The sequence below is a fragment of the Pollutimonas nitritireducens genome (assembly GCF_002849615.1).
Classification (GTDB): domain Bacteria; phylum Pseudomonadota; class Gammaproteobacteria; order Burkholderiales; family Burkholderiaceae_B; genus Pollutimonas; species Pollutimonas nitritireducens.
The window spans coordinates 1-2,586 of the sequence record NZ_PDNV01000031.1 but is presented as its reverse complement, the minus strand read 5'-3'; the positions used below and the strand labels follow the sequence as shown (position 1 = coordinate 2,586).

General features: G+C 59.7%; 3 protein-coding genes. All 3 read right to left on the bottom strand.

Annotation, left to right across the window (positions count from 1 at the left end):
- Window positions 1-27: 27 nt before the first annotated feature.
- The 3 genes from tnpC to tnpA are packed head-to-tail and all read right to left on the bottom strand — an operon-like array spanning window position 28 to window position 2,502.
- Window positions 28-1,785 carry an IS66 family transposase gene (gene tnpC / locus CR155_RS20560; RefSeq protein ID WP_255399283.1) on the bottom strand — a complete coding sequence of 586 codons (1,758 nt, stop codon included), beginning with the start codon at window positions 1,783-1,785 and terminating at the stop codon, window positions 28-30.
- Window positions 1,786-1,807: 22 nt separating this feature from the next.
- Window positions 1,808-2,164, bottom strand: coding sequence for an IS66 family insertion sequence element accessory protein TnpB (gene tnpB / locus CR155_RS20555; RefSeq protein WP_102071919.1), 357 nt, complete (start codon window positions 2,162-2,164; stop codon window positions 1,808-1,810).
- Window positions 2,164-2,502, bottom strand: a complete 339-nt coding sequence (gene tnpA, locus CR155_RS20550) for an IS66 family insertion sequence element accessory protein TnpA (RefSeq protein WP_102071918.1) — start codon at window positions 2,500-2,502, stop codon at window positions 2,164-2,166. Before tnpA ends, tnpB begins: the two co-directional genes overlap by 1 nt.
- Window positions 2,503-2,586 lie beyond the last annotated feature (84 nt).

Here is a 2,586-nt window from a genome sequence, read left to right as displayed (position 1 = left end):
GTAAGCGATCCACTAAGCACAGGGTTTTCAGGCAGCGAGGTCCATGGCAACCTGTTGAATGTCTAAATTCCAAGGAAGTAGTGCCTCGATGTCTTCAACTGTTTTAGCAGCCGGCAACCGTTCCAGCACATGCTTGAGCCAGGTGTACGGCTCGTGACCATTCGCCTTGGCCGTTTCCACCAACGAATAGACGACCGCACTGGCGTGGGCGCCGCCCGGTGTATCCGCGAACATCCAGCCCCGCCTTCCAATGACGAAGGGGCGGATGGAATTCTCGACGGCATTGTTGTCGATTGGGAGGTCACCGCGCTCGGTGTAGCGCACCAGGCGCGACCAATATTTATTCAGGTACGCCAGCGCTTCGCCCAGTTTTGTCTTGGGCGCTACGACCGGCAAGGCCGCATCCAACCACTCGCGCAACGCGGCCAGCACCGGCAGGCTGCGCTCTTGCCGAGCTTGGAAACGTTGCTCGTCGGTGGCGTCTTTGAACTCGCGCTCGATACGGTACAGGCGTACAAAGTAGTCGATGGCCTGGTCGGCACGACCGCGCTTGCCTTTGGTCTGGACCCGTTTAGCCTCGACGAATTTACGGCGCGCGTGGGCCGCGCATATCAGATGCTCGATGCCACCGGCGCGCACCGCTTGGTTATAACCTTCGTAGCCGTCGGTCATCAAATACCCTTGCCATCCCTCAAGCAGGCGCAGCGGCACCTGCCCGGAGCGGCTCGGATCGTAGTCGTACAGGATCACTGGCTTGTCCGGCGGCCCGCCGCGCTGCACCCACATGTAGCTTTGCGAGGTGGGCGCCTTATCGGGTTCCTTGAGCACCTGGACGGTCGTTTCATCCATATGAATGACCGCCGAGTCCAGCAAGGCGTCGCGCGCCAGGTTGTGCAAGGGTTGCAGTACCTTGGACACGTTGATGACCGAGCGGGCCAGGCTCTGGCGCGGGATCTCCACGCCGCTGCGCTCGAGCACGCGGGTAAAACGATTCAGCGGCAGGCCATCGACATACTTGACCGTCAGCAACATGGCCAGGAAGCCGGCGCTAAAGTTGCTGCGCGGCAACGCCGTTGGCGGCACGGACGCGATGACGGGTGCCGTATCGCCGCCCGGACACGCATAGCGTGGTCGCACCGTGCGCAGCACCTCGATGCGCATCGGGATGATGTTCAGTTGCTCACTGACTTCTTCGCCAATCTTGACCATGTGTTTGCCGCAGGCGCACAGGCGCTGGGCTTCGGGCACGTCCAGGATAATGTCCACGCGAGGCAGTTCGGGAGGCAAGGGGCGGCGTTTGCCGCGAGCGGCGGGACGCGATACCGTACTCGGCGGATCATCGCCCTCATCTTGGTCGTCGTCATCGACACTGGCACCAACGATCGCCTCGGCTTCGTTAAACAATGACCCCTGGCCCAAGTGTGCTTCACTGCTGGCCGCAAACATCTTGTGGCGAGCCAGCCGGATCTCCTCGAGAAGCTTCTGCACTTGCAAGGCCACTTCGATAGCTACCCGGCGATCGACTTCAGCCGTCACCCGCCGGGCCACCTCGGACTCAACCCGACGGACGATCTCACTTTCAAGCCGGCGGGCCACCTCAGCGTCAACTTCGCGAGCGATATTGGCCTGGATCGTGGTGTGTGTTTCGGTCTGGACGCGCGCGCGTTCGGCGCGCAGCAACGCCTGCAATTCACTTTGCGTTCTGGGCAAAGCGGCGGGCGACCCCGGCACACAAAGGCCGGGTTTTAACGGTACTCGGGAGGGCTTTTGGGCGTGAAACGGCATGCCCTTATTTTACCCGATTCCCCTATGAAACTGCCTGATAATTCAAGGTTTTATGCGGTTTATTCGCCCATAAATCGAAGCCTTCAAGTAGCCATTCCAACTCCTGCAAAGTCAGGCAGAGTGTGGCCGCATCATCGGCCGTTGGCCAAGCAAAGCGTTGCTGTTCCAGACGCTTTTGCCAGAGGCAAAAGCCATTACGATGCCAGTATAGAATCTTCATCTTTGTGCGCTGGCGGTTCACGAACACATATAACGCATCAGCAAATGGATTCATGGTCAATTCCTGCTCGACCAGGGCCGCCAAGCCATCGATTTGCTTGCGAAAGTCCACCGGCGCGCGGCACAGGTACACCGCGCTCACGCGACTGCCCGGATGCATCAGCGTACCTGGCGGTTCAGTGCGCTGCCCAAAGCAGCCAGCCATTCCGGCGCCGGTAATTGAGCCAATTCCAGACGTACGCCCGGCGCCAGCACGACTGAGCAAGGTACGGCGTTGGCCATGGCGTTCTTGATCTGTACCGGCATGAACGCTGACGAAATGGCGTTGACCGTAGACGTGGGTCGTACGGGTCCATGCGTTTGCGCCTTGATGCGCTTGCGCCAGTAATAGAGTGCGGAAACCGATAACGACTCGCGTCTGGCATACGCTTTTGTCTCAATGCCTTCGGCAGCGATCGCCGCCAGGTGCCCTGACCAGTATTCAATGCCCTTGTTCATGCTGCTGCTCCATAAAAGTGAACAGGCCGAACAATGACGCAATCAGGCTGCGAGGACAATCCTGTGCTCGATGGATCGCTTACG

Bases quoted from the DNA above. Each gene is read 5' to 3' on its own strand.
- tnpC (WP_255399283.1), bottom strand. From the start codon at position 1,785: ATGCCGTTTCACGCCCAAAAGCCCTCCCGAGTACCGTTAAAACCCGGC.
- tnpB (WP_102071919.1), bottom strand. From the start codon at position 2,164: ATGCATCCGGGCAGTCGCGTGAGCGCGGTGTACCTGTGCCGCGCGCCG.
- tnpA (WP_102071918.1), bottom strand. From the start codon at position 2,502: ATGAACAAGGGCATTGAATACTGGTCAGGGCACCTGGCGGCGATCGCT.